Here is a 25,020-nt window from a genome sequence, read left to right as displayed (position 1 = left end):
CGCACATTCCCAGCCCATGTCAAGCCCCTCAGGCGTATTCGCGTGCGCTCGTACATTGGATTCAGCGGGAGATCCCCGCAGGAAGGGAGCGCGTCATGGGCTTCATCGCATTCATCATCCTCGGACTCATCGCCGGCGCGATCGCGAAGGCGATCCTGCCCGGGCGGCAGGGTGGCGGATGGCTCGTCACACTTCTTCTCGGAGTCGTCGGCGCCATCCTGGGAGGCTGGCTCGGATCGGCCATCTTCGGTGTCGGGCTGGAGAACTTCTGGGACCTCTCCACCTGGCTCCTGGCCATCGGCGGTGCGATCATCGTGCTGCTGATCTGGGGCCTGATCACCGGTCGCAACAAGACGACCCGGTGACCTCGGACGTCGGCCGCACCCCTCCCTCGCGTCCGACCGAAAGGGGAACATCCCTTCACGAGCCACCAGATCCCGCACCTCGCGGGCCGGCCCCGGAGGGGATGGTTCCCGGAAACGTAGAACGCCCGTCGCACATGCGGCGGGCGTTCCGCTGTGCCCGGGCCGATCCGCCCGTTCCGGCGCCGCATGCCGGAGACTCGATCACACACCGTCAGCCGATCGTCGGGAGCAGAGAATGACCGCCGCGTCCGCAGCCCACCCTCACGAGCGCCCGCTCGACACCCCCGCCGACTGGTGGCGTCAGGCCACCGTCTATCAGATCTACCCCCGGTCGTTCGCCGACGCGAACGGCGACGGGATCGGCGATCTGCGCGGCATCATCTCGCGCGTGCCGTACCTCGCCTCACTCGGGATCGACGCCGTGTGGCTGAGCCCGTTCTACCCGTCGGCGCTCGCGGACGGCGGCTACGACGTGGCCGACTACCGCGACGTCGACCCGCGGATCGGCACGCTCGACGAGTTCGACGAGATGGTCGCGGCCCTGCACGCGGAGGACATCCGGGTCGTGGTCGACATCGTGCCGAACCACTCCTCCGACCAGCACGAGTGGTTTCAGGCGGCGCTGGCCGCCGGCCCCGGCAGCCCGGAGCGCGCCCGGTACATCTTCCGCGACGGCAAGGGCCCCGGCGGCGGCGAGCCGCCCACCGACTGGGAGAGCCTGTTCGGCGGCCCGGCGTGGACGCGCGTGCCGGACGGCCAGTGGTACCTGCACCTGTTCGCGCCGGAGCAGCCCGACTTCGACTGGTCGAACCACGAGGTGCGCGCCGACTTCCTGCACACCCTGCGGTTCTGGGCTGATCGCGGCGTCGACGGCTTCCGCGTCGACGTGGCGCACGCGCTCACGAAGGACCTCACGGAGCCGCTGCCGAGCAAGGCGCAGCTCGAGGCCATCGCGCGCGGCGGCGACCACCCGATCTGGGACCGCGACGAGGTGCACGAGATCTACGCCGAGTGGCGCAAGGTGTTCGACTCGTACTCGCCGCCGCGCACGGCTGTCGCCGAGGCGTGGGTCGAGCGGCACCGCCGGCCCCGCTACGCCAGCCCGGAGGGCCTCGGCCAGGCCTTCGAGTTCGACCTGCTGACCGCCGAGTTCGAGGCGCAGGCGTTCCGCGAGGTGGTCGACGACAGCCTCGAGCTCGCCGGCATCTCGGGTTCCTCGTCGACGTGGGTGCTGTCCAACCACGACGTCGTCCGCCACGCGACCCGCTACGGACTGCCGCCTCTCGACAAGCCCGTCGGCAGCACCGAGTCCGAGGACAAGCAGGGCCGCGCCTGGATCCTCGCGGGCGCTCCGGAGGAGGCGCTCGACCGCGACCTCGGGCTGCGACGCGCCCGCGCCGCGACCCTGTTCGAGCTCGCGCTGCCCGGCTCCGCGTACCTCTACCAGGGCGAGGAGCTGGGCCTGCACGAGGTCGGCGACCTGCCCGACGAGGCGCGGCAGGATCCGACCTACTTCCGCAGCCCGGGCGTCGACAAGGGCCGCGACGGATGCCGCGTGCCGCTGCCGTGGACCACGACCGGCTCGTCGTTCGGCTTCGGCGACGACGGCGCGCACCTGCCCCAGCCCGAGTGGTTCGGCGCGTCGTCGGTGGAGGCGCAGGACGGGGATCCGGCCTCGACGCTCTCGCTGTACCGCGAGGCGCTGCGGCTGCGGCGGAGTCTTCAGTCCGCCGAGCGCCTGGAGTGGCTGGAGGAGTTCACGCGCGGAGACGTGCTGGCGTTCGCTCGGCCGAACGGCTGGGTCTGCGTGACGAACTTCGGCGACGAGCCGGCGGCCCTGCCGGACGGCGAGGTGCTGCTGAGCAGCGCGCCGCTCGACGGCGACCGCCTGCCCGGCGCCGCGACGGCCTGGCTCCGCGCGAGCTGACCCGCCGCAGCGAGAAGAGGCCCGCCGCGTCCTGATCGACGCGGCGGGCCTCTTCTTCGTCCTGATCAGCCCGCGTAGCGGAACCAGACCGTGCCGAGCGGCGGCAGCGCGACGTTCGCGTGGCCGTCCTCGGGCACCTCGACGCGACCGAGGTTGCCGACTCCCGATCCACCGTACTGGTCGGCGTCGGTGTTGAGCACCTCGTCCCAGGCGCCGAGCGACGGGAAACGCAGGCGGTACTGGGTGTGCGGGACCGCGGAGAAGTTGCTGACGCTGACCAGCACCGAGCCGTGTCCGTCGCGGCGCGCGAACGCGTACACGCCCGCGTGCGCGTCGTCGGCCACCAGCCACTCGAAGCCGGCCGGGTCGTTGTCCAGGGTCCACAGCGCGGGGGTCTCGCGGTAGCGGGCGTTGATGTCGCGCATCGCGTGGTGCACGCCGCGGTGGTCGGGCAGGTCGAGCAGCCACCAGTCGAGCTCGCGCGACTCGGCCCACTCCGACTCCTGGCCGAACTCGCTGCCCATGAACAGCAGCTGCTTGCCGGGATGCGCCCACATGAACGCGAGGTACGCCCGCAGCGTGGCGAGCTGCCGCCAGCGATCGCCCGGCGCCTTGCGCAGCAGCGACCCCTTGCCGTGCACGACCTCGTCGTGCGAGATCGGCAGCACGTAGTTCTCCGACCACGCGTACGTCAGCGCGAAGGTCATGTCGTGGTGGTGGTACGAGCGGTGCACGGGGTCGCGGCCGATGTAGCCGAGGGTGTCGTGCATCCAGCCCATGTTCCACTTGAACCCGAAGCCGAGCCCGCCCTGGGACGTGGGCTTCGTGACGCCCGGCCACGAGGTCGACTCCTCCGCGATGGTCACCACGCCGGGCGCGCGCTTGTAGACCGTGGCGTTCATCTCCTGCAGGAACTGCACGGCCTCGAGGTTCTCGTGACCGCCGTGGATGTTCGGCGTCCACTCCCCCGGCTGGCGCGCGTAGTCCAGGTACAGCATCGACGCGACGCCGTCCACGCGCAGGCCGTCGGCGTGGAACTCCTCGAGCCAGTACACCGCGTTGGCGTACAGGAAGTTGCGCACCGGCGGGTTGCCGAAGTCGAAGATGTGGGAGCCCCACTCCTTGTGCCAGCCGCGCTGGGGGTTGGGGTCCTCGTACAGCGGCGCGCCGTCGAAGCGCGCGAGCGCCCACTCGTCGGTCGCGAAGTGGCCGGGCACCCAGTCGAGGATGACGCCGATCCCGGCCTGGTGCAGCCGGTCGATCAGGTGGCGCAGGCCGTCCGGATCGCCGAAACGGCTGTCGGCCGCGTAGTACGACGTGACGTGGTAGCCCCACGACCCGCCGAACGGGTGCTGCATCACGGGCATGAACTCCACGTGCGTGAAGCCGAGGTCCTGCACGTAGCCGACGAGCTCCTCGGCCAGCTGCGCGTACGACTTGTCGCGCCGCCACGAGCCCAGGTGCACCTCGTAGATCGACATCGGCCGGTCCGTGTGGCCGCGGCCCGCCTCGGCGGCGCGGCGCTCGAGCCACTCCTGGTCGCCCCACTGGTAGTGCGACTCGTGCACGACCGAGGCCGTCAGCGGCGGCTGCTCCGCGTACTGCGCCATCGGGTCGGCCTTCTCGCGCCACACCCCGTCGGCGCCGAGGATCTGGTACTTGTACCGGGTGCCGGCGCCCACGTCGGGGACGAAAAGCTCCCAGATGCCCGAGGACCCCAGGCTGCGCATCGGGTGCTCGCGGCCGTCCCAGTGGTTGAAGTCGGCCTTGACCCGCACGGCGCGGGCGCGCGGCGCCCAGACGGCGAACGCGGTGCCGGTCACGTCCGGCGCCTCGCCCCACCCCTCGTAGCGGTGGACGTGCGCACCCAGCACGCGCCACAGGGCCTCGTGGCGGCCCTCGCCGATCAGGTGCAGGTCCATCTCGCCGAGGGTCGGCAGGAAGCGGTACGGGTCGTCCTTCTCGTTCGTCACCCGCGACTCGCCCTCGCCGTACGACGTGACCACCCGGTACGGCGGCACGTCGTCTGCCGGGGCTCCCGGAGGCAGCGGCAGGGCACCCGCCCAGATGCCCTCGTGCTCGTGCTGCAGCTCGAGCTCGGCCCAGCCGTCGGGGGCCTTGCGCGTGGGCGGCGTGCGGTACTTGACCACGACCGACGACGCGAGGGGCTTCAGCACGCGGATCGTCACGGCGCCGTCGTGGGGGTGCGGACCCAGCACCGAGTGCGCGTCGTGGTGCTCGCCGGCGGCGATGGCCGCGAGCGTGGCGGTGTCGACGGGCAGGACCTGGGGGGACGTCATGATGCTCCGATCTGGGACAGCGCGGCCAGCGGGATCGCCGTCCACGACGGCCGATTGCGCTTCTCGTACACGGCCTCGTACACGGCCTTGTCGGCCACGTACGCGTCGAGGAGGACGCCGCGCTCGCTCTCGAGGCCGGCCTCGGCGCCGAGAGCGGCGATGTAGGCCTCGAGTAAGTGGGCGCGGGCGCGCTGCGACCACTCGCGCGCGCGTTCGGCGCGCAGCGACTCCTCGCGCGGATCCCCGGGGTCGCCGGGGGTGGCGGTGGTCATCTCGACCACGCCGGGGGCGTAGTCGAACGAGCGCAGCATGCCGGCGACGTCGCGCCACGGCGAGTCCGGCAGGGCGCGCTCCGCGAACGGCCGCCCGGGCTCGCCCTCGAAGTCGACGATCTTCCACCCGTGCGAGGTCCGCAGCGTCTGGCCGAGATGCAGGTCGCCGTGCACGCGCTGCACGTCGAGGCCCTGCAGCGCGGCCACGGCGTCGTACGCCGAGCGCAGGCGCGGCGCGAACGGCTCGAGCTCAGGCACGGTGCGCAGGGCGCGATCCAGGCGTTCGGTCATGGCCCTGGCGAGGTCGGCGGCCGCCTCCGGTCCGCGCCGCTCCGCGGGGAAGCGCGCGCGCAGCATGGCGTGCACGGCGGCGAGCGCCTCGCCGAGACGCGCCGCCTCGCCGGCGAAGTCGCCGCCCGAGTCGCCGGCGCTCAGCTCGGGGTGGGCGAGCAGGGTGCGGACGCTGCCGGTCGCGAGCTCGAAGCCGTCGGTCGCCGTGCGGAGGAATCGCTGCAGCATGGCCAGCTGCAGCACCTCGCGCGGCTCCTCCTCACCCAGCTCGACCTCGATCCAGCCGTACAGGTCGGCGATCTGCTCGGAGCCGCCCTGGGTGAGCTCGGCATGGATCTCGATGTCCGGGTTCACGCCCGGGGTCACCTTGCGGAACAGCTTCATGATCGCGGTCTCGTCGAACTTGACCGACGAGTTGGACTGCTCGCCCGTCAGCGGCGCCGACCGCAGCGCGGGATCCAGCGGCTCGGTCCCGAGCACGCGCCGGAACCGCAGGCCGCCGGCGTCGGCCCATCCGGACTCCTCGGCCGACGTGAAGCCGCGCAGCCACAGCGCCATGGCGTCCCGGTCGTGCACGGCGTCGTAGAGGTGGCGCACGCGGCCCTCGACCTCGATCGTGCCGACGTGGGCGTGCGCGATCCGCTCCTCCGGGTGCTCGTGGGCCGCGAGGGGCACCTGGTACAGCTCGGTGCCGCCCTCCTCGTCGGAGTAGTCGACCGTGACCAGGTAGACGGTCGCGGACGGCCCGTGCTCGGCGGGCGCGAGTTCCGCGAGGGGCCGCACGTCGGACACCCGGAACGGGCGCCCCTTGCCGCCGAACCACCGGGTGCGCACGAGGTAGCCCTCGAGCATCTCGGCGTCGGGCGTCGCACCGCGTGCGTGGATGTCGCTCACAGCAGCCCCACCTCCTCCGACTCGTCCGCCGGCGCGTGCAGCTGGAACCAGAAGAAGCTGTGTCCGCCGAGGGTCAGCAGGTACGGCAGCTCGCCGATCTGGGGGAACGGCACGCCGCCGAGCAGCTCGACCGGCACCATCCCCTCGAAGCGGCGCAGGTCCAGCTCGACCGGCTGCGGGAACTGCGACAGGTTGTTGACGCAGATGATCACGTCGACGCTGCCGTCGGCGTTCGTGTGCTCACGCGAGTACGACAGCACCGCGGGGTTGGTTCCGCCGAGGTCGTTGAAGCTCCCGAGGCCGAAGGCCGGATGCCGCTTGCGCGCCTGGATCATCTGCCGCGTCCAGTGCAGCAGCGACGAGCGGTCCTCCTGCTGCGCCTCGACATTGACTGCGAGGTAGCCGTACACAGGGTCCTGGACCAGCGGCAGCGACAGCTTGCCCGGGTTCGCGGTCGAGAAGCCGGCGTTGCGGTCCATGGTCCACTGCATGGGCGTGCGCACGCCGTCGCGATCCCCGAGCCAGATGTTGTCGCCCATGCCGATCTCGTCGCCGTAGTAGAGAACCGGGGATCCGGGAAGCGAGAGCAGCAGCGCCGTGAACAGCTCGATCTGGTCGACGTCGTTCTCGAGCAGCGGCGCCAGGCGGCGGCGGATGCCGATGTTCGCCTTCATCCGCGGGTCGCGGGCGTACTCCGCCCACATGTAGTCGCGGTCCTCGTCCGTGACCAGTGGTTGCGCAGGAAGATGCCCCACTGGCACCCGGACGGGATGGGCGGCGTCTGGGCCAGGATCTCGCTGATGGGGTAGCGCGACTCCCGCCGCACCGCCATGAAGATCCGGGGCATCACCGGGAAGTGGAAGCACATGTGGCACTCGTCGCCACCCGACTCGAAGTCGCCGAAGTAGTCGACGACGTCGGCGGGCCACTGGTTCGCCTCGGCGAGCAGCACGCGACCCGGGTACTCCTGGTCGACGATCCGGCGCACCTTCCTCAGGAACTCGTGCGTCTCCGGGAGGTTCTCGCCGTTGGTCCCGGGCCGCTCATAGAGGTACGGCACGGCGTCCAGCCGGAAGCCGTCCAGGCCCATGTCCAGCCAGAACCGCAGCGCATCCAGGATCGCCTCGTGCACCTTCGGGTTGTCGAAGTTGAGGTCGGGCTGGTGCGAGAAGAACCGGTGCCAGAAGTACTGCTGGCGCACCGGATCCCACGTCCAGTTGCTCGGCTCCGTGTCGACGAAGATGATCCGCGCATCCTGGTACAGCTCGTCGGTGTCGCTCCACACGTAGAAGTCGCCGTAGGGCCCGTCGGGGTCGCGCCGGCTCTCCTGGAACCACGGGTGCTCGTCGCTCGTGTGGTTCATGACGAAGTCGATGATGACCTTGATGCCGCGCTCGTGCGCCGCGTTCAGCAGGGCCTGGAAGTCCTCGGTCGTGCCGAGGTCGGGCTGCACGCCGGTGTAGTCGGCCACGTCGTAGCCGCCGTCGCGCAGCGGCGACGGGAAGAACGGCGGCAGCCACAGGCAGTCGACGCCGAGCCACTGCAGGTAGTCGAGCTTCTCGATCAGGCCGCGGAAGTCGCCGATGCCGTCGCCGTCGCCGTCCTTGAACGAGCGCACCAGCACCTCGTAGAAGACCGCGGTCTTGAACCACTCCGGCTCGGCGCTGCCCGGCGTGTCCGGGAACGGCTCCTGCGTGAGGATCGGGATGGAGGTCGTGATGGGGGCGGGCTCGGAGGCGGCCGTCATCAGATCCTCCTCACGGTGAGGATGTGCGCGACGTCGCCCGACGGGTCGAGACGCACGTAGTTGTCGGATCCCCAGATCCACTCGGCGCCCGTCAGTTCGTCGTGAACCAGGTATCGCTCGGGCAGGCCCGCCGCCTCGAGGTCGAGGTGGACGGTGGTCTCGCGCGCGCCGTGCGGGTCGAGGTTGATCACCACGATGACCGTGTCGTCGCCGTGCGTCTTCGAGAAGCACAGCATGTGGTCGTCGTCGGTCGCGTGCACGACCAGGTTGCGCAGCAGCCCGAGCGCCGGATGCGCGCGGCGCAGCTCGTTGAGCCTCCCGATATAGGGCATCAGCGTCCTGCCCGACGCCTCGGCGGTGGCCCAGTCGCGCACCCGGACCTGATACTTCTCGCTGTCGAGGTACTCCTCGCTGCCGGGCTTGACGGCCACGTGCTCGAACAGCTCGTAGCCGGCGTACATGCCCCAGGACGGGGCGGCCAGCGCCGCGAGCGTGGCGCGGATCGCGAACATCGCGGGCCCGCCGTACTGGAGCGTCGCGTGCAGGATGTCGGGGGTGTTCACCCAGAAGTTCGGGCGCATCAGGTGGTCGCTCTCGCTCGACACCTCGCGCAGGTAGTCCTCGATCTCCTCCTTGGCCACCCGCCACGTGAAGTACGTGTACGACTGGTGGAAGCCGACGGCGCCCAGCGTGTGCATCATGGCGGGCCGCGTGAACGCCTCGGACAGGAAGATCACGTCGGGGTCCGTCGCGCGGATGCGGTGGAGCAGCTGCTCCCAGAACATGACCGGCTTGGTGTGCGGGTTGTCGACGCGGAACACGCGCACGCCGTGCGACATCCACAGGCGCACCACGCGCTCGACCTCGGTGAGGATCCCGTCGAAGTCGTCGTCGAAGTAGATCGGGTAGATGTCCTGGTACTTCTTCGGCGGATTCTCCGCATAGGCGATGGAGCCGTCCGCGCGGTGCCGGAAGAACGACGGGTGCTCGGTCACCCACGGGTGGTCCGGGGCCGCCTGGAGCGCGAGGTCGAGCGCGACCTCGATCCCGAGCTTATTCGCGCGCTTCACGAAGCGGTCGAAGTCCGCGAACGTGCCGAGATCCGGGTGGATCGCGTCGTGGCCGCCGTGCTTCGAGCCGATCGCCCAGGGGGAGCCCGGATCGTGCGGGCCCGGCGTGAGCGTGTTGTTCGGGCCCTTGCGGTTGACCTCGCCGATCGGGTGGATGGGCGGCAGGTAGAGCACGTCGAACCCCATGGCCGCAACGCGGTCGAGGCTCTTCACGGCCGTCTTGAACGTGCCGCTGATCACGCGCCCGTTGCGCTTGTCGATCCGCGCGCCCTCGGACCGCGGGAAGAACTCGTACCACGCGCCCGTGAGGGCGCGGCGACGGTCGGCGTACAGCGGGTACGGACCCGACACCGTGACCAGATCGCGCAGCGGGTGCCGGCGGAACACCTCCTGCGTCTCGGGGCCCTCCAGCACCGCGAGGCGCGCCTCGACCGGCCGGACCTCGTCGGTCGCCGCGTCGGACGCCGCCGTGAGCGCCGCCTCGTCGTCGGCCGTGAGCGGGTCGGTCGCCTCGGCGCGGATCCGCTCGAGCAGAAGCTTCGCCTCGAGGAACATCAGCTCGACGTCGACACCCGCGCGGATCTTGATGCCCGCGTCGTGGTTCCACGTGGCGAGCGGATCGGAGAACCCGCGCACCTCGAACGACCAGTCGCCCTCCGCGTCGGGCGTGAGCCACGCCTCGTAGCGGTCGGTGCCCTTGACCAGCTCGCGCATCCGGACCGGCGGCCTTCGCTCCCCGTCCGGCCCGATCAGCAGGGCCTCGGCGCCCAGCTTGTCGTGTCCCTCGCGGAACACGGTCGCGCGCACCGGCAGGGGCTCGCCGACCGTCGCCTTCGCGGGTCGCGCGCCGCCGTGGACGACGGGGTGGACATCGATGACGGGAATGCGTCCGACCATGTGCCCAACTTGGCACAAGCGCTGGCTCGGAGCCACTTCCACGGCGTCCCTTGCGCGTTTCGATCACCTCGGTGTAACGCCGCGTCACGGAATGCCGACGCGCGTTCATCCGGATGTCACCCTCGCGCGCACGGGAGCGCCGCGGACTGGCAGTACCGTATGCGCATGCGCGCCATCCGCCGATTCACCGTCCGACCCGTCCTGCCCGAGCCGCTGGCCGCGCTCGGCGAGCTCGCCGGCAACCTGCGCTGGTGCTGGCACCTCGAGACCCAGGACGTGTTCGCGCATGTGGACGCCGAGGTCTGGCGTCGCACCCAGGACCCGGTCCGCGTGCTCGGCTCCGTCACGAACGCCCGGCTGGACGAGCTGGCGCAGGACGGCGCCTTCCTCGAGCGCCTGGGCCGCGTGCGCGACGACCTGCGCGCCTACCTCGCCGATGACCTCTGGTACCAGCGGAGCGTGCCCGAGGGACCCCGCGCGATCGCGTACTTCTCGCCCGAGTTCGGGATCGCGGCCGCGCTGCCGCAGTACTCCGGCGGCCTGGGCATCCTGGCCGGCGACCACCTGAAGGCGGCGAGCGACCTGGGCGTGCCGGTGATCGGCGTCGGCCTGCTGTACCGGCACGGCTACTTCATGCAGTCGCTCTCGCGCGAGGGCTGGCAGCAGGAGTCCTACCCGGTGCTCGACCCCGACGAGATGCCGATCACGGCCCTGCGGGAGGAGGACGGCTCCCCCGCCATGATCTCGGTCGCGATGCCCGGCGGCCCCGACCTGCGCGCCCGGATCTGGGTCGCGCGCGTCGGTCGCGTGCCCCTGCTGATGCTCGACACCGATGTCGACCAGAACCCCGAGCACTTCAGCGACGTCACCGACCGCCTCTACGGCGGCGGCAGCGAGCACCGACTGCGCCAGGAGATCCTGCTCGGCGTCGGCGGCGTGCGCGCGCTGCGCGTGTTCAGCCGCATCACGGGCGCACCCGTGCCGGAGGTCTACCACACCAACGAGGGCCACGCCGGGTTCCAGGGCCTGGAGCGCATCCGGGAGCTCACGACCGCGGCGGACGCGGGCGGGCCGGGCCTCGGCTTCGACGCCGCGCTCGAGATGGCGCGCGCCTCGACGGTGTTCACGACGCACACCCCGGTGCCCGCCGGCATCGACCGTTTCACCCGCACGCTGATCGAGCAGTACTTCGCGGCCGAGGGCGGCGTGCTGCCGGGGGTCCCGACCGACCGGGTGCTCGCGCTCGGCGCCGAGGACTACGAGGGCGGCGACCCGGGCATGTTCAACATGGCCGTGATGGGCTTCCGCCTCGGCCAGCGCGCCAACGGCGTCTCGCAGCTGCACGGCCACGTCAGCCGCGGCATGTTCAACGGCCTGTGGCCCGCGTTCGACGAGGCCGAGGTCCCGATCGGCTCCATCACGAACGGCGTGCACTCGCCGACGTGGGTCGCCCGCGAGTTCCGCGAGCTCATCGCCGAGGTGGGCGCCGACCTCGACGGCGACCCGACCGAGTTCGCGCGCGCGATCGATGATGTGCCGTTCGCGCGCGTCTGGGGGATCAAGCGCCAGCTGCGCGAGCGGCTCGTGCAGGACGCCCGCGCGCGCCTGCGCGACGGGTGGCGGCGCCGCGGCGCGGTCGAGGCGGAGCTCGGCTGGATCGACGACGTGCTCTCGCCCGACGTGCTGACGATCGGCTTCGCCCGCCGCGTGCCGTCGTACAAGCGGCTCACCCTGATGCTGCGCGACCCGCACCGCCTGAAGAGCCTGCTGCTGGATCCCGACCGCCCCATCCAGCTCGTGATCGCCGGCAAGGCCCATCCCGCCGATGACGGCGGCAAGAAGCTCATCCAGGAGCTGGTGCGGTTCGCGGACGACCCCGAGGTGCGGCACCGCATCGTGTTCCTGCCGAACTACGACATCGCCATGGCGCAGCAGCTCTACCCCGGCTGCGACGTGTGGCTGAACAACCCGCTGCGCCCCTACGAGGCGTGCGGCACGAGCGGTATGAAGGCCGCGCTCAACGGCGGCCTGAACCTGTCGATCCTCGACGGCTGGTGGGACGAGTGGTTCGACGGCGAGAACGGCTGGGCCATCCCCTCGGCCGACGGCGTCGACGACCCCGACAAGCGCGACGACCTCGAGGCCGCCGCCCTGTACGACCTGCTCGAGCGCGAGATCGCGCCGCGGTTCTACGACCGCAGCGGCGAGGGCGTGCCCGTCCGGTGGATGGAGATGATGCGGCACACGCTCGAGTCGCTCGGGCCGAAGGTTCTCGCCACCCGCATGGTGCGCGACTACGTGGGGCAGCTCTACGCCCCCGCCGCCACGGCGGCGCGCGCGCTCGACGGCGACTACTCCGGCGCGGTCGAGCTCGCGACGTGGAAGCGCCGCGTGCGCGAGGCGTGGAGCGGCGTGCGCATCGAGCACGTCGAGTCGAGCGGCGTGGACGAGCTCGCCGAGGTCGGCGCGGAGCTGTCCGTCAGCGCGCACGTCGCCCTGGGCGGCCTCACCCCCGACGACGTCGAGGTGCAGCTGGTCTACGGCCGCGCCGAGGGCGACGACCAGCTCTCATCGGTGCAAGCGGCCCCGCTGAGCCCGCGCGACGAGTACTCGGGCGGACGCACCGCGTTCGCGGGCACCGTGCGCGTGGACCGCGCGGGCCCCTTCGGCTACACGGTCCGCGTCGTCCCCCGCCACGAGCGCCTGGCCTCCACGGCCGAGCTCGGGCTCGCCGCCCTGGCCTAGGGGCGCGGGCAGCTTCAGGGGTTTCGACTCGGTCGCTTCGCTCCGCTCAACGACCGGATGTCCCCCGGTCGTTGAGCGGAGCGAGCGCCAGCGAGCGGAGACGAAACGCCTGAAGCGCCCCTCGGCTCAGGCCGACTCGAGCACGACGACCGAGCGTGCCCCGATGCGGAACGTGCCGCCGGCGGGGTACACCGCCCCGACCGCGATCTCCGGGTCGGTCGACAGCGCCACGCGCCCCGCGGGCTCCCACTCCTGCATCGCGAGCGTGATGTCGACCGCGTGATCCGCCGCGTTGAACCACAGCAGGAACGACGCGTCCATCTGCTGCTCGCCGCGGGGGCCCGGCTCGCGCAGCGGCTTGCCGGACAGGAACATCCCGATCGTGCGGAGGTGGTGGTCGTGCCAGTCGGCGCTGCGCATCACGCGCCCGTCCGGGTGCATCCAGGCCAGGTCGTTCGGGCCGTCCTTGATGATGGGCCGCCCCTCGAACCAGTGGCGCTGCCTCAGGGCGGGGTGCTCGCGCCGCAGCTTGAGCGCAGCCTTCGTGATCTCGTACACGTCGAGCCACGCGTCGTCCGGCCGCCAGTCGACCCACGAGATCTCGTTGTCCTGGCAGTAGGCGTTGTTGTTGCCGCCCTGCGTGCGCCCGCGCTCGTCGCCCGCCGTGAGCATGGGCACGCCGTTGGACAGGCACAGCGTCACCATGAGGTTCGCGGCCTGGCGGCGGCGCAGGGCCAGGATGTCCGGGTCGTCCGTCTCGCCCTCGACGCCGTGGTTCCACGACCGGTTGTTGTCCGTCCCGTCGCGGTTGTGCTCGCCGTTGGCCTCGTTGTGCTTGTGGTCGTACGAGACGAGGTCGCGCACCGTGAAGCCGTCGTGCGCCGTGATGAAGTTCACCGAGTTGTAGGCCGAGCGGCCGTCGTCCGCGTACAGGTCGCTGGAACCCGCGAGCCGGGTCGCGACGTCGCGGATGGGCGCGTGCCCGCGCCAGTAGTCCCGGATCGTGTCGCGGTACTTGTCGTTCCACTCGACCCACGGCGGCGGCATCTTGCCGACCAGGTAGCCGTCCATCGACGTGTCCCACGGCTCGGCGATCAGCTTGACGTGACGCAGGATCGGATCCTGATCGATCGCGATGAGCAGCGCGTTCTGGAAGTCGACGTCGTAGCCGGTGCGGGTGAGCGCCGACATCAGGTCGAATCGGAACCCGTCGACGTGCATCTCGGTCACCCAGTACCGCAGGGAGTCCAGGATGAGGCGCAGCGCGAGCGGGTTCCAGGTGTTCACCGTGTTGCCGCAGCCCGTGACGTCCCAGTACCGGTCGTCGAAGCCGCCGTCCTGGGCGATCACGCGCTTGTAGAAGCCGCGGTCGTCGAAGCCGCGGAACGACAGGGTCGGGCCGTTGGGGCCGGCCTCGGCCGTGTGGTTGTAGACCACGTCGAGGATGACCTCGATGCCCGCCCGGTGCAGCGACTTGACCATGTGCTTGAACTCGGCGACCTGCTGACCGCGGTCGCCCGACGAGCTGTACGAGGCGTCGGGAGCGAAGTAGCACAGGGTGTTGTAGCCCCAGTAGTTCACGACGCCGCGCTCGAGCAGGGCCGGCTCCGAGAAGAACTGCTGCACCGGCAGCAGCTCGACCGCTGTGACGCCCAGGTCGCGCAGGTACTCGACCACGGCGGGCTCGGCGAGGCCCGCGTACGTGCCGCGCAGGTGCTCCGGGATCCGGTCGTGCAGCTTGGTGAAGCCCTTGACGTGGAGCTCGTAGATGACCGTGTCGCGCCAGCGGCGCTTCATCGGCGTGTCGCCCTCCCAGTCGAACGACGGGTCCACGACCACGCTGCGCCCGGTGTAGCCGGCGGAGTCCGTGTCGTCGCGCACGGCCGGGTCGTCCTCGCGCGCTCCGTAGATGGGCTGCTCGGCGATGATCGTGCCGCTCGTCGCGAGCCCGTACGGGTCGAGCAGGAGCTTGTGGGGGTTGAACCGGAAGCCGTTGTCGGGATCCCACGGGCCGTCCACCCGGTAGCCGTACCGCTGGCCGGGCGCGATGTCGGGAAGGGCGCCGTGCCAGATGCCCTGCGAGTGCTCGGTCAGCTCGTACTGCCGCTCGGAGCCGTCGTCGTCGAACAGGCACAGCGTCACGCCGGTCGCGTTCGGCGAGTACACCGCGAAGTTCGTGGACTCGGGCGTCCACGTCGCGCCGAGCGGCCAGTTCCGACCGGGCCAGACCTTAGCGGTCTGACCCCAGCTCGTCCAGCTCTGAGGGCTCATCCCGCCCATTCTGCCCGCTCAGTGGAACCGCTCTCTCCACCGGCGCGCGAGATGCCGTCATCCGGATCGCGCGGCGCGCCAGTTCTGCGGCGGGTGCCACAGCACGAGCTCGGCGCTGCGACGCACGCGCGTCTCCGCCCGCAGCGTCACGACCGACCCGGTCGCCCCGGCCGCGAAGACGCGCGCGCCCGGGCGGCTCTCGATCTCGGCGCGCAGGCGGTGCTCGAGCTCGGCGACGCGGCGCCGCAGGTCGCGCACCTCGTCCTCGAGGTCCAGCACGCGCGCGATCGCCGTGAGGCTCATCCCCTCGCCCGACAGCTTGGCGACCTCGCGCAGCTGCTGGATGTTGCGCGCCGAGTACCGGCGCGACCCTCCGCGCGTGCGGCTGGGGACGACGAGCCCGATGCGGTCGTACTGCCGCAGCGTCTGGGGGTGCATCCCCGCCAGCTCCGCGGCGACGGCGATCGCGAAGACGGGCGCGTCCTCATCCACGTCGTACGTGTCGCTCATCCGTCCCACCTCCTCGCTGTCCTCGCCGTGTCTCACTTCGTACCGGAATCCGGGCCGGATTCCGGCACGAAGTGAGACATCCTCCTCAGGCTATGAGCCCTGTGCCTTGGCCATGATCTCGGCGCGCGGGTTGCCCTGCGGGCCGACCTCGACGAAGCGCTCGAGCGCCTCGCGCGCGGCGTCGTCGAGGTGCGAGGGCACCACGACCTGGACCTCGGCGAGCAGGTCGCCGGTGCCCTTCTGCGTCGTGATCCCCCGACCCTTGACGCGCAGCACGCGCCCCGACGGGGTGCCGGGGGCGACGCGCAGCTTGACCGGCTCGCCGCCGAGCGTCGGCACCTCGATCGTCGCCCCGAGGGCGGCCTCCGCAAACGTCACCGGCACCACGACGCGGAGGTTGAGTCCCTCGCGCTTGAACACCGGATGCGGCCGCACCGCGACCTCGACGACGATGTCGCCGTTCTCGCCGCCGTCGGGCGACGGGCGCCCCTTGCCGCGCAGGCGGATCTTCTGCCCGTCCGCGACGCCGGCCGGGATCTTGATCTTGAACGGCTTGCCGTCCTCGCTCTGCAGCGTGATCGTCTCGCCCTTGGCCGCGGTGATGAAGTCGATCGTGGTGCGCGCGCGGACGTCGGCGCCCTTGTGAGGCCCGCCGTAGCCGCGGAAGCCTCCCGAGGGCTGGCCGAATCCGCCCGTGCCGAACCGGCCGCCGCCGCCCTGGTTGAACATCGCGAAGATGTCGTCGAAGTCGGCGGCCGACCCGCGGTTCTGCGTGAACATGCTGAACACATCGTCGAAGCCGCCGGCCGAGCCGCCGCCCGCCGTGAAGCGCGCGCCCGAGCCCATGGCGCGGATCTGGTCGTACTCCTCGCGCTGGGCCGGGTCGGACAGCACCGAGTACGCCTCGCTGATCTCCTTGAACTTCGCCTCGGCGGCGGTGTCGCCGGGCTTGGAGTCCGGGTGATACTGCCGCGCGAGCTTGCGGTAGACCTTCTTCAGCTCGGCGGCGCTGACGTCCTTCGACACCCCCAGGACCTTGTAGAAGTCCTTCTCGAACCAGTCCTGACTGGCCATCGGCGCCTCGCTTACTCTGCCGGCACCGCGACGACGACCTTCGCCGGACGCAGTTCGACGTCGCCCAGGCGGTAGCCGACCTCGACGACCTCGAGCACGGTGGTCTCGGTCGCGCCGGGCGTCGGCTGCTGGAAGATCGCCTCGTGGTGCTGCGGGTCGAAGGCCTCGCCGGCCTCGCCGAACGCGATCACGCCGAGGCGCTCGGCCACGCCGCGCACCTTCTCGGCGATCGCGGCGAAGGGCGTGCCCTCCGCGAGGTCGCCGTGCTTCTCGGCGCGGGCGAGGTCGTCGAGCACGGGCAGCAGGCCGCGGGCGGCCTCTCCCTTCGCGCGGGCGACCTCGACGTGGCGCTGGTCCTCGGTGCGACGCCGGTAGTTGGCGTACTCCGCCTGGAGGCGCTTCAGGTCGTGCAGCAGCTGCGTCTCGTAGTCGCTCTTCACCTGCTCGGCCGCCTCCTCCAGCTGGTCGGCGTTCAGGATGTCGTCGACGGTGAGCTCGAACTCGGCCGTCTCCTCGGCGGTCGGCTCGGCACCGGCATCCGCGGTCTCCTCGGAGACCTGCTCCTCCTGCGCCTCGGGGGCGGCGGTGTCCTGCACCTCCGCCCCCTCGGCTGCGGGCCGGACCTCGTCGCCGTCGTTCACGGGCTTGCGGTCCTTGTCGCTCATCAGGCCTTCTTGTCCTCGTCGTCCTCGACCACCTCGGCGTCGATGACGTCCTCGTCGGCGGCGGTCTGCTCACCGGCGGGGGCGTCGCCCGCGGGCGCTGCCTGCTCGGCCTGCGCCTGGGCGTAGATCGCCTCGCCGAGCTTGGTCTGGCTCTGGTTCAGCTTGTCGAACGCGGTCTTCACGGCCTCGTCGTCGTCGCCGGCGAGAGCCTTCTTGAGCTCGTCGACGTCGGCCTGCACCGACTCCTTGACGTCGGCCGGGAGCTTGTCCTCGTTGTCCTTGATCAGCTTCTCGATCGAGTACAACAGGGTCTCGGCCTGGTTGCGGGTCTCGGCGGCCTCGCGGCGCTTCTTGTCCTCGGCCGCGTGCTCCTCGGCCTCGCGCACCATGCGCTCGATGTCCTCCTTGGGCAGCGAGGAGCCGCCCGTGATGGTCATCGACTGCTCCTTGCCGGTGCCCTTGTCCTTGGCGGACACGTGCACGATGCCGTTCGCGTCGATGTCGAACGTGACCTCGATCTGCGGCACGCCGCGCGGGGCGGGCGCGATGTCGTTCAGGTCGAACGTGCCCAGCGGCTTGTTGTCGCGCGTGAACTCGCGCTCGCCCTGGAACACCTGGATCGACACCGACGGCTGGTTGTCGTCGGCCGTCGTGAACGTCTCGCTGCGCTTGGTCGGGATGGCCGTGTTGCGCTCGATGAGCTTGGTCATGATGCCGCCCTTGGTCTCGATGCCGAGGCTCAGGGGGGTGACGTCGATCAGCAGCACGTCCTTGCGCTCGCCCTTGAGGACGCCGGCCTGCAGGGCGGCGCCGACGGCGACGACCTCGTCCGGGTTCACGCCCTTGTTGGGCTCCTTGCCGGTCTCGCGCTTGACGAGGTCGCTCACGGCGGGCATGCGGGTCGAGCCGCCGACGAGCACCACGTGGGCGATGTCGGACACCTTGATGCCGGCCTCGCGGATGACGTCCTCGAACGGCTTGACGGTGCGCTCGAGCAGGTCCTTCGTGAGCTCCTCGAACTTGGCGCGCGTGAGGGTCTCGGACAGCGAGACGGGGCCCGACTCGGTGAGCGACAGGTAGGGCAGGTTGATGCTGGTCGAGGTCGAGCTCGACAGCTCCTTCTTCGCCTGCTCCGCGGCCTCCTTGAGGCGCTGCAGGGCGATCTTGTCGCCCGAGACGTCCACGCCCGTCGTGGCCTTGAACTGCTGGATCAGCCAGTCGACGATCCGCTGGTCCCAGTCGTCGCCGCCGAGGCGGTTGTCACCGGCCGTGGCGCGGACCTGGATGGTCGAGAAGTCGTCGTCCTTGCCCACCTCGAGGAGGGAGACGTCGAACGTGCCGCCGCCGAGGTCGAAGACGAGGATGAGCTCGTCCTCCTTGCCCTTGTCGAGGCCGTAGGCCAGGGCGGCCGCGGTGGGCTCGTTGATGATGCGCAGCACGTTGAGGCCGGCGATCTCGCCCGCCTCCTTGGTGGCCTGGCGCTCGGCGTCGTTGAAGTACGCGGGCACCGTGATGACGGCGTCGGTGACCGTGTCGCCGAGGTACTGCTCGGCGTCGCGCTTGAGCTTCATCAGGATGCGCGCCGAGATCTCCTGCGGCGTGTACTTCTTGCCGTCGACCTCGAACGTCCAGTCGGTGCCGATGTGGCGCTTGACCGACGCGATCGTGCGGTCGACGTTGGTGACGGCCTGGCGCTTGGCGGTCTCGCCGACGAGGACCTCGCCGTCCTTGGTGAACGCGACGACCGAGGGGGTCGTGCGGAAGCCCTCGGCGTTCGCGATGACCTTCGGCTCACCGCCCTCGAGGACGCTCACGACCGAGTTGGTCGTTCCGAGGTCGATACCCACAGCACGTGCCATGTTGTTCTCCTTTCTGCTGGACAGCCGGTAAGCCTGCACGCGATCTTGAGCCGCGCTGGCTCAACTGTACTGCGGGCCGCTCGGGCTGTCAAACAAAGTTGATACACCTCGGCTCAACTTCGGCCGACCGCGTGGCGGTACCGTCCGTTCACCGCGCGGTCCTACGCTCCACTCATGACGTCCGACCCGTCCCCCGTCACCCCGCCGCCGACAGCGGACAGCGGCGCCGTGCCCGTCATGGGCCTCGACCTGCGCGAGGGACGCCCCGCGCCGAAGCGCCAGGTCTACTCGTGGGCGCTGTGGGACTGGGCGACGCAGCCGTTCAACACGGTCATCCTGACGTTCATCTACACCGCGCTGTTCCTCACGACCGACGCGTTCCTCCCCGCCGGCCTGCAGTCGCTGCCCGACGGGGACCCCGCGAAGACGGCGGGGCTCGCCGACCTGGCATCGGGCCTCGGCTGGGGCGGCACGATCGCGGGCCTGGCGATCCTCGCGGTCGCGCCGGTGCTCGGCCAGCGCGCCGACGCGGCGGGCCGGCAGAAGCTGTGGCTGGGGATCGGCACGGGCGCGCTGATCGCGTGCATGCTCGGCCTGTGGTTCGTCGAGCCCACGCCCGCGCTGTTCTGGCTGGGCGTCGCGCTCATCTCGGCCGCCACGGTGTTCGGCGAGATCGCGGCGGTCAACTCGAACGCCATGCTGATCGGCATCGCGACCCCGAAGACCATCGGCCGCATCTCCGGGCTCGGATGGGGCTTCGGCTACCTGGGTGGCATCGTCGCGCTGGTGCTGGTCGTGGTGTTCTACTCCGCCGACTGGTTCGGGCTCTCCGAGGAGGGCGGCCTGCCGTTCCGGATCATCGCGGTCGGCTGCGCACTGTGGGCCCTTGTCTTCTCGATCCCGATCTTCCTCGCCGTGCCGGAGCCGTCCCGTGGGCGCCCCGAGCGACGGGTCGGGTTCTTCGCCTCCTACCGCCTGCTGGTCCGCGACGTCGCCGGCCTGTTCCGGAACCCCGAGACGCGGCACACCGGGTGGTTCCTGCTGGCGAGCGCGGTGTTCCGCGACGGCCTGGGCGGCGTGTTCGCGTTCGGCGCCGTGATCGCGGCCCAGGTGTTCGGGTTCGAGTTTCTGGATCTGGTGATCTTCGGCATCGCCGCGAACCTGATCGCGGGTGTCTCGACGATCGTCGCCGGGCGCTGGGACGACCGCTTCGGCGCCAAGACGGTCATCGTGTTCGCCCTGTCGGCCATGGTGGTCGCGGGCCTCGCCGTGTTCTTCCTGGTCGACCTCGGCACGATCGTGTTCTGGATCGGCGGGCTCATCCTGTGCGCGTTCGTCGGACCCGCGCAGGCGGCGTCGCGATCGTTCCTCGCCCGCGTCACGCCCGCGGGCCGCGAGGGCGAGATCTTCGGCCTCTACGCCACCACCGGCCGCGCCGCGAGCTGGATGGCCTCGGCGATGTGGTCGATTCTGATCGTCGCCGGCGGAGCGACGTCGTTCGGCATCCTGGGCATCATCCTGGTGCTGCTGGCGGGCCTGCTGCTCCTGCTGCCGGTCAAGCCCGTGCGCTGATCAGCGGGGCCAGGCGTCGGCGAGGCGCCCGAGGAGGGCGGCGAGCTGCGCGCGCTCCTCGGGGGCGAAGCCCGCGAGCGCGCGCTCGACGGCCTCGACGCGCGCGCCGGTGGACTGCGCGACCGTCGCGCGGCCCGCGTCCGTGAGGGCGATGAGGGTGCGGCGCGCGTCGGCCGGATCGGCTTCGCGCCGCGCCTCGCCCGCATGCACGACCGCCTGGACGAGGCGGCTCGCGCGCGGCTGATCCACCCCCAGGCGCTCGCCGATCTCGCCGACCGACAGCGGCGCCTCCGCCGACGCGAGCGTCTCGAGCAGCCGGATCCGCGCCGCGCCGCGACCGAAGGGACCGGGGCCGAACGGGCCGGGCCCGTGGCCGTGCGCATGCCCGTGGGGCCCGAAGCCGTGGCCGCCGCCATGACCATGCGGCCCTTCCCCGCCGAAGGGACCGCCGACCGGCCCGCCCGGGCGCCGCGGCAGCCGCACGCGGGCGAGCGCATCGGCGATGCGGGCGGCGTCTGAGTCGTTCACGGCCATGCCCCCACGATACATGCGACTTGACATACATTCGAATCCATGTCACTGTGCATATACATGCCTATAGACATACAACGTGAGGAGCTCCCATGGAGAACACGAACGACATCCCCGCCTCCGCCGACGGCCGCCCTCTGGGGTTCTGGCTGCGGGCGGTGGACGGCCTCATCGGCCGCGGGTTCGAGGCCGCCTTCGCCGGCGAGCGCGTCGACCGACGCGACTGGATGATCCTGAACGCGCTCGCGGGCGACATCGACCCGGCGCTCGCCGAGCGCATCCGCGGCCGCGTCTCGCGCCGCCCGAAGCGCCTGGTGCGCCTGGCCGAGCGCGGCTGGGTCGCCGCGGTCGACGGCGAGTGGACCCTGACCGACGAGGGCCGCGCGGCCAAGGCGCGTCTCGCCGAGAAGGTCGACGGCGTGCGCGCCCGGGTCTCCGGCGTCGTCCCCGACGAGGACTACGCGACGACGCTGCGGACGCTCGAGGCGATCGCGCGCGAGCTCGGCGGCGACGATGCGGCGGTCCTCCGATTCGGGGCCCGCGGGCACCGGCGCCGCGGCTTCGCCCACCGCGCCCACCGCGCCCACCACGGCGACCACGGCCGCGGCTCCCGGGGCCACCGCACCCACCACCACGGCTTCGACGTCGACCACGGCCACGGCCACCACGGCCACCATGGCCACCACGCCTTCGGCGGCCATCGCGCCTGCTGAGCGGCGCTTTCGGCATGGCGGATGGGAACCGCTCCCCATCCGCCATACCGATCTACTTCTCCGAAATGACTTCCTGTGAAAGTGTGGGGAAACGACTGTGCAAGTCCCCTCCGGGCATCCGGTGGTGCCCGGGGTGCAGTCGGTGCGGACGGCCATGGTGGCCGCCCGGATCATCCCCGGAGGAACAGTGAAGACACGTACCACGTGCGCGCTCGGCACAGCAGCGATCCTGCTGGCCGGCTCGCTCCTCGCTCCGACCGCCGCGACCGCGGCACCGGCGACCGCCGCCCCCGAACCCGAGGGCGAGACCCACAGCCACAACCGCCCCGATCCGCTCGCCGAGAAGCGCACTGCAGAGAAGCAGAAGGCCGCGCAGCTCGTCGCGACGGGTGAGGCCAAGGTCAAGACGCGAGGCAAGGGCAAGGCGGCGACCGATGTGGTCGAGCTCAAGGCCGGCCAGTTCGTCGAATACGGCACCGCCGACACAGCGCAGCTGTTCACGATCCTGGTGGAGTTCGGCGACGCGATCGACGAGCGCTACCCGGACGCCCCGGCCGGTCCCGTGCACAACGAGATCCCGGAGCCCACAGCCGAGGACAACTCCACCTACTGGGTTCCGGACTTCTCGAAGGCCCACTTCGAGGACATGTTCTTCGGCGACGGTGAGTCGATGGCGGGCGTCTACGACGAGATGTCGTCGGGCCGCTTCGACCTCGCCGGCGGCGTGTCCGACTGGGTGCAGGTCGAGAACAACGAGGCCTCGTACGGCCAGACCGAGTCGCACGCCGACATGACGCGCTTCATCCAGGACACCGCGAACGCCTGGTACGACGCTCAGGTCGCAGCGGGCAAGACGCGCGACCAGATCGTGGCGGAGCTGCAGACGTACGACGTCTGGGACCGCTACGACGTCGACGGCGACGGGATCGCGAACGAGCCCGACGGCTACATCGACCACTTCCAGGCCGTGCACGCCGGCACGGGCGAGGAGGCCGGGGCACCCGAATGGGCCATCTGGTCGCACCGCTGGGCGGTCGGCCAGGACGGGCTCTGGCAGTGGGGACCCTCGGCGTACGACCCGCTGGGCGGCATCCAGATCGGCGACACCGACATCTGGATCCGCGACTACACGACCGAGCCCGAGAACGGCGGTCTGGGCGTGTTCGCGCACGAGTTCGGCCACGACCTGGGCCTTCCCGACTACTACGACACCGCGGGCGGCGAGAACGGCACCGCGTTCTGGACGCTCATGAGCTCCGGCTCGTGGCTCGGCCACGGCGACGGATCGATCGGCACGACCCCGAACCAGATGGGCCCGCACGAGAAGCTGTTCCTCGGCTGGCTCGACTACGAGACCGTCGAGCCCGGCACGTCCGAGACCCTGACGCTCGGGCCGGCGTTCCACGCCACGACGCTCGGCGCGCAGGCCGTGCTGGTCAACCTGCCCGACGGCGAGGAGTTCATCGAGGTCGGCGACGCCTACGAGGGCACCAAGCACCTGTTCTCCGGCTCGGGCGACAACCTGGACAACACGGCCACCAGCCCGGCGTTCACGGTTCCGGCCGGCGGCCAGCTGACCGCCCAGGTGAACTACGACATCGAGGTGGACTGGGACTACGCCTACCTCGAGGTCAGCACCGACGGCGAGACGTGGACCCCGGTCGAGACGAACCTGTCGACCACGACCGACCCGAACGGCCAGAACGCCGGCTTCGGCATCACCGGTGCGACGGAGGGCTGGACGGCGCTCACGGCCGACCTGTCGGCCTACGCCGGCGAGACCGCGCAGGTCCGCTTCCGCTACTGGACCGACGTCGCGGCCACCGAGCCGGGCTTCCAGGTCGACGCGATCGCCGTGGGCGACGCGCTGACCACGGATGACGGCGCGAGCGACTGGACGCTCGACGGCTTCTCGGTGATCGAGGGCGGCGGCTACCACCAGCCGTACAGCCACTTCTACCTCGCCGAGAACCGCGTCTACGGCGGCTACGACACGACGCTCAAGACCGGCCCGTACAACTTCGGCTGGCTGACCTCGAGCCCGGACAAGGTCGAGCACTTCCCGTACCAGGACGGCCTGCTGGTCTGGTACGTGAACTCGCTGTACGCCGACAACAACACGTCGCAGCACCCGGGCGGTGGCGAGGCCCTGCCGGTCGACGCGCGCGCCAAGGCGCTCACGTGGCCGGATGGCACGAACGCGCGCAACCGCATCCAGTCGTTCGACTCCACGTTCGGCCTCGACAAGACCGACGCGATCTCGCTGCACCGCGAGACGGCCGACGGCCTGCAGACGCTGAACGTGCCGTCGCAGAAGGCCGTGCCGGTGTTCGACGACACCGACCCGTACGCCTACTACGACGAGTCGAACCCGCGTCACTCGGTGATCGTGGGCGGCACGGGCACGACGATCGAGGTCCTGGGCGCCAACCAGCGCAAGGGCACCATGCAGATCGAGGTGAACGCGGCGGGCTGAGCCCGTTCGACGCAGCGCGGACGCCGCGTCCCGGTTCTCCGGGGCGCGGCGTCCGTCGTTCCCGCGCCGCGACCGCGACGTACGCTGATCCCGTGGCCTACGACGAGGAGCTCGCCGACCGCATCCGCGCCTACGCGCCGGTGTCGGACGACGCGACCGAGATGAAGATGTTCGGCGGCATCGCGTGGATGCTGCGCGGGCACATGTATGCGGGCATCACGCGCTCGTCGCTCATGGTCCCGGTGGGCCGGGACGGGATGGACGAGGCGATCGCGCGCGGCGCGAAGCCGATGACGATGGGCTCCAAGACCATGGCCGGCTTCGTGACGGTCGACGACCCGACCGACGAGCAGCTGGCCGAGTGGATCGGCGCGTCGGTCGAGCGGGTCGCGCAGCTGCCGCCCAAGGAGAAGAACCCGAAGAGGGCCACGGCGTGACGTTCGATCCTTGCCCGTGCGGCAGCGAGCGCGCGTACCTGGCCTGCTGCGGCGCGCTGCATTCCGGCGCGCGGCTCGCCGAGACCCCCGAGGAGCTCATGCGCTCCCGTTACAGCGCGTACGCGCGGCACGACGCCGACTACCTGCTGCGCACGTGGCATCCGCGCACGCGGCCGGCGGCGGGCGAGCTCACGTTCGACGACCGGCTCCGCTGGATCGGGCTCGAGATCGTCGGCGCCTCCGGATCCGAGGTCGACTTCGTCGCGGTCTACGAGACCGAGCACGAGGGCGAGCGGACGATGGGCGCGCTCGCCGAGCACGCGCGCTTCGAGCGGCGCGGCGGGCGCTGGGTGTACGTCGACGGAGACGTCACGGCCTGACGCGGGGCGGCGGCGCCGACGCCT

17 protein-coding genes and 1 pseudogene are annotated in these 25,020 nt (G+C 71.0%); 8 read left to right on the top strand and 10 right to left on the bottom strand.

What is annotated here, in order from left to right; all coding sequences use genetic code 11:
• The first annotated feature begins 95 nt into the window (after positions 1-95).
• Together ASD19_RS01425 and ASD19_RS01420 are read left to right on the top strand one after the other, a co-directional pair.
• Positions 96-365: a GlsB/YeaQ/YmgE family stress response membrane protein gene (locus ASD19_RS01425; RefSeq protein WP_055988022.1), complete on the top strand. Its 270-nt coding sequence runs from the start codon at positions 96-98 to the stop codon at positions 363-365.
• 235 nt (positions 366-600) lie between these two features.
• Complete coding sequence (locus tag ASD19_RS01420; protein WP_055988020.1) at positions 601-2,292, top strand: glycoside hydrolase family 13 protein; 1,692 nt, start codon at positions 601-603, stop codon at positions 2,290-2,292.
• A 65-nt stretch (positions 2,293-2,357) separates the two neighbouring features.
• Here ASD19_RS01420 and glgB read toward each other — a convergent pair whose 3' ends face one another.
• The 4 genes and pseudogenes from glgB to ASD19_RS01400 all read right to left on the bottom strand — a co-directional run bounded on the left by glgB (position 2,358) and on the right by ASD19_RS01400 (position 9,763).
• A complete protein-coding gene (gene glgB / locus ASD19_RS01415) occupies positions 2,358-4,592 on the bottom strand; it encodes a 1,4-alpha-glucan branching protein GlgB (RefSeq protein WP_055988018.1) in 2,235 nt (744 codons plus the stop codon).
• Positions 4,589-6,049 (bottom strand): maltokinase N-terminal cap-like domain-containing protein, encoded by a 1,461-nt coding sequence (locus ASD19_RS01410; protein ID WP_200941031.1) that lies wholly within the window; start codon positions 6,047-6,049, stop codon positions 4,589-4,591. The genes glgB and ASD19_RS01410 overlap by 4 nt, the downstream gene beginning before the upstream one ends.
• A pseudogene (gene treS / locus ASD19_RS01405) lies at positions 6,046-7,796 on the bottom strand (maltose alpha-D-glucosyltransferase). The gene ASD19_RS01410 and the pseudogene treS overlap by 4 nt, the downstream one beginning before the upstream one ends.
• Positions 7,796-9,763, bottom strand: coding sequence for an alpha-1,4-glucan--maltose-1-phosphate maltosyltransferase (locus ASD19_RS01400; protein ID WP_055988016.1), 1,968 nt, complete (start codon positions 9,761-9,763; stop codon positions 7,796-7,798). Before ASD19_RS01400 ends, treS begins: the two are co-directional and overlap by 1 nt.
• Positions 9,764-9,928: 165 nt before the next feature.
• Between ASD19_RS01400 and glgP the strand changes: the two genes are divergently transcribed.
• Positions 9,929-12,508: an alpha-glucan family phosphorylase gene (glgP, locus tag ASD19_RS01395; RefSeq protein WP_055988232.1), complete on the top strand. Its 2,580-nt coding sequence runs from the start codon at positions 9,929-9,931 to the stop codon at positions 12,506-12,508.
• Between the two features lie 126 nt (positions 12,509-12,634).
• Here the strand turns inward: glgP and glgX are convergent, their stop codons facing one another.
• From glgX to dnaK, 5 genes are all read right to left on the bottom strand, one after another.
• The gene (glgX, locus tag ASD19_RS01390) at positions 12,635-14,779 is read right to left on the bottom strand and encodes a glycogen debranching protein GlgX (RefSeq protein ID WP_055988015.1); all 2,145 of its coding nucleotides are present in this window, start codon (positions 14,777-14,779) and stop codon (positions 12,635-12,637) included.
• Positions 14,780-14,836: 57 nt separating this feature from the next.
• Positions 14,837-15,289: a heat shock protein transcriptional repressor HspR gene (locus tag ASD19_RS01385; RefSeq protein ID WP_055988013.1), complete on the bottom strand. Its 453-nt coding sequence runs from the start codon at positions 15,287-15,289 to the stop codon at positions 14,837-14,839.
• A 90-nt stretch (positions 15,290-15,379) separates the two neighbouring features.
• The gene (locus tag ASD19_RS01380; protein WP_055988011.1) at positions 15,380-16,363 is read right to left on the bottom strand and encodes a DnaJ C-terminal domain-containing protein; all 984 of its coding nucleotides are present in this window, start codon (positions 16,361-16,363) and stop codon (positions 15,380-15,382) included.
• An 11-nt stretch (positions 16,364-16,374) separates the two neighbouring features.
• Positions 16,375-17,028 carry a nucleotide exchange factor GrpE gene (locus ASD19_RS01375; protein WP_055988009.1) on the bottom strand — a complete coding sequence of 218 codons (654 nt, stop codon included), beginning with the start codon at positions 17,026-17,028 and terminating at the stop codon, positions 16,375-16,377.
• Positions 17,028-18,887: a molecular chaperone DnaK gene (dnaK, locus tag ASD19_RS01370; protein ID WP_055988007.1), complete on the bottom strand. Its 1,860-nt coding sequence runs from the start codon at positions 18,885-18,887 to the stop codon at positions 17,028-17,030. The genes ASD19_RS01375 and dnaK overlap by 1 nt, the downstream gene beginning before the upstream one ends.
• Before the next feature lie 174 nt (positions 18,888-19,061).
• Between dnaK and ASD19_RS01365 the strand changes: the two genes are divergently transcribed.
• A complete protein-coding gene (locus ASD19_RS01365; RefSeq protein ID WP_055988005.1) occupies positions 19,062-20,459 on the top strand; it encodes an MFS transporter in 1,398 nt (465 codons plus the stop codon).
• Here ASD19_RS01365 and ASD19_RS14685 read toward each other — a convergent pair whose 3' ends face one another.
• Positions 20,460-20,993, bottom strand: a complete 534-nt coding sequence (locus ASD19_RS14685; protein ID WP_230667601.1) for a MarR family winged helix-turn-helix transcriptional regulator — start codon at positions 20,991-20,993, stop codon at positions 20,460-20,462.
• A gap of 89 nt (positions 20,994-21,082) precedes the next feature.
• Here ASD19_RS14685 and ASD19_RS01355 point away from each other — a divergent pair, with 89 nt between their 5' ends.
• From ASD19_RS01355 to ASD19_RS01340, 4 genes are all read left to right on the top strand, one after another.
• On the top strand, positions 21,083-21,703 hold the full coding sequence (locus ASD19_RS01355) for a hypothetical protein (RefSeq protein ID WP_055988003.1): 621 nt from the start codon (positions 21,083-21,085) through the stop codon (positions 21,701-21,703).
• Between the two features lie 187 nt (positions 21,704-21,890).
• The gene (locus tag ASD19_RS01350; protein WP_235562934.1) at positions 21,891-24,179 is read left to right on the top strand and encodes an immune inhibitor A domain-containing protein; all 2,289 of its coding nucleotides are present in this window, start codon (positions 21,891-21,893) and stop codon (positions 24,177-24,179) included.
• Positions 24,180-24,271: 92 nt separating this feature from the next.
• Positions 24,272-24,616, top strand: coding sequence for a TfoX/Sxy family protein (locus ASD19_RS01345; RefSeq protein WP_055988001.1), 345 nt, complete (start codon positions 24,272-24,274; stop codon positions 24,614-24,616).
• Positions 24,613-24,996 (top strand): YchJ family protein, encoded by a 384-nt coding sequence (locus tag ASD19_RS01340; RefSeq protein ID WP_055987999.1) that lies wholly within the window; start codon positions 24,613-24,615, stop codon positions 24,994-24,996. Before ASD19_RS01345 ends, ASD19_RS01340 begins: the two co-directional genes overlap by 4 nt.
• Positions 24,997-25,020 lie beyond the last annotated feature (24 nt).

It is taken from the genome of Microbacterium sp. Root53 (genome assembly GCF_001426925.1).
Classification (GTDB): domain Bacteria; phylum Actinomycetota; class Actinomycetes; order Actinomycetales; family Microbacteriaceae; genus Microbacterium.
The sequence above is the reverse complement of the archived record's forward strand: the minus strand, read 5'-3'. Positions and strand labels throughout refer to the sequence as shown.

Excerpts from the sequence above, each read along its gene's own strand:
- ASD19_RS01425 (WP_055988022.1), top strand. The coding sequence starts at position 96 with ATGGGCTTCATCGCATTCATCATCCTCGGACTCATCGCCGGCGCGATC.
- ASD19_RS01420 (WP_055988020.1), top strand. The coding sequence starts at position 601 with ATGACCGCCGCGTCCGCAGCCCACCCTCACGAGCGCCCGCTCGACACC.
- glgB (WP_055988018.1), bottom strand. The coding sequence starts at position 4,592 with ATGACGTCCCCCCAGGTCCTGCCCGTCGACACCGCCACGCTCGCGGCC.
- ASD19_RS01400 (WP_055988016.1), bottom strand. The coding sequence starts at position 9,763 with ATGGTCGGACGCATTCCCGTCATCGATGTCCACCCCGTCGTCCACGGC.
- glgP (WP_055988232.1), top strand. The coding sequence starts at position 9,929 with ATGCGCGCCATCCGCCGATTCACCGTCCGACCCGTCCTGCCCGAGCCG.
- glgX (WP_055988015.1), bottom strand. The coding sequence starts at position 14,779 with ATGAGCCCTCAGAGCTGGACGAGCTGGGGTCAGACCGCTAAGGTCTGG.
- ASD19_RS01385 (WP_055988013.1), bottom strand. The coding sequence starts at position 15,289 with ATGAGCGACACGTACGACGTGGATGAGGACGCGCCCGTCTTCGCGATC.
- ASD19_RS01380 (WP_055988011.1), bottom strand. The coding sequence starts at position 16,363 with ATGGCCAGTCAGGACTGGTTCGAGAAGGACTTCTACAAGGTCCTGGGG.
- ASD19_RS01375 (WP_055988009.1), bottom strand. The coding sequence starts at position 17,028 with ATGAGCGACAAGGACCGCAAGCCCGTGAACGACGGCGACGAGGTCCGG.
- dnaK (WP_055988007.1), bottom strand. The coding sequence starts at position 18,887 with ATGGCACGTGCTGTGGGTATCGACCTCGGAACGACCAACTCGGTCGTG.
- ASD19_RS01365 (WP_055988005.1), top strand. The coding sequence starts at position 19,062 with ATGACGTCCGACCCGTCCCCCGTCACCCCGCCGCCGACAGCGGACAGC.
- ASD19_RS14685 (WP_230667601.1), bottom strand. The coding sequence starts at position 20,993 with ATGGCCGTGAACGACTCAGACGCCGCCCGCATCGCCGATGCGCTCGCC.
- ASD19_RS01355 (WP_055988003.1), top strand. The coding sequence starts at position 21,083 with ATGGAGAACACGAACGACATCCCCGCCTCCGCCGACGGCCGCCCTCTG.